General features: G+C 46.7%; 1 protein-coding gene. It reads left to right on the top strand.

Annotated elements, in window-relative coordinates; genetic code table 11:
- Positions 1–1,217, top strand: a 1,217-nt coding sequence (locus tag GZ1_RS17685; protein WP_060789012.1) for an IS4 family transposase, incomplete at its 5' end; no start/stop codon positions are given.
- Positions 1,218–1,362 lie beyond the last annotated feature (145 nt).

The following is a 1,362-nucleotide window of genomic DNA, read 5'->3' as shown; positions in this document are numbered from 1 at the left end:
CGGAAGCCTTTCTGACTCTCTGTGCATGGGGAGATGGCTCACTGGCCAAACAGTCGCTTCAGCGGTTGTGTGCGGCCTTGACGCTCTGGCATGGCTGTTCCCTTTCAAGCGAAGGCTTGAATCAGCGTTTTACCGATCGGGCCGTGGCATTTTTGCGAGAAGTGTTTTTCCTTCTCCTCCTGCATCAACGTCCATTGCTTTTGTCAGCCATGGAGACCTATCGAACTTGTTTTACCCGCCTGCGGATTTTGGACTCAACCAGCTTTTTGGTTCCCGCTGACTATGGGGAAGACTATCGAGGTTCCGTTTCGTCGGGGGTGAAAATTCAGTTTGAATATGACTTGTTATCCGGCGCCTGCCTTCAGCTATGCGTTCAATCGGCCAATGACTCGGACGCTCGTTTTGCCTATCATGCCCAGCATACGATTTTACCGAATGACCTATGTATTCGGGATTTGGGCTTTTTCTCCGTTGCCGCACTGGCCGAGATCGACGCCCGCGGAGCGTATTATATTACTCGGCTCCGTTCCGATATGAAAGTGTATATCAAGGAGAATGGCCAGTGGAAGGAATGGGATTGGGAATCCCTTGGGAATCAATTAGAGGAAGGGGAATCAGTGGAAATGGAACATGTGTACATCGGACATGAACGCTTGTATGTTCCACGGTTGGTTTTCCGCCGTCTGACGGCGGAAGAATGGCAAAAACGGATGGCGTATGTGCGGAAAAAGGAAAAAAGAAAAGGGAAGGCGCTGGCACGCCAAACCCTCGAACAAAAGAAATACCACATCTTACTGACGAATTTACCACAAGAGTCGTTTGATGGTCAACAGGTTTATGAGCTCTATTCCCTGCGCTGGCAAATTGAATTGTTGTTTAAAGCCTGGAAATCCGTATTTGATTTGGAGAAAGTCAAGGAGATGAAAAAAGAACGTTTCGAATGCCATTTATACGGGACGTTGATTGCCATTTTGGTCACCCAGACGTTTCTGTTTCAAGCTCGGATGTATTGGCATCAAAAGGAAGACATTGAAATCAGTGAACGGAAAGCGCTCGATCTTCTCCAATCGTATTGGCACCAGTTGCTTTTGCGTTCGCATATGGCGGAAATCAACCTTTTCTCTCTCCTTTCCCTGTTACGAAAACATGCCAAGAAAGGTCGAAGGAAAGGGGAAGAAACGGCATCAGATATCTTAACGAAATTAGAGATATGGTAGAATTAGATATGGATATAAATACCAAATACCCCTCTTCTGGAGGGGTATTTGGTATGCCCAATAATGGATGTGATCCACATCATTCACTGCGGGGATGAACACGAGTATCGTCTTAAAAATTTTATACCGCTAACTTGACGGGTAT

This window comes from Geobacillus zalihae NBRC 101842, assembly GCF_001544135.1.
Lineage (GTDB): Bacteria > Bacillota > Bacilli > Bacillales > Anoxybacillaceae > Geobacillus > Geobacillus zalihae.
The sequence above is the reverse complement of the archived record's forward strand: the minus strand, read 5'-3'. Positions and strand labels throughout refer to the sequence as shown.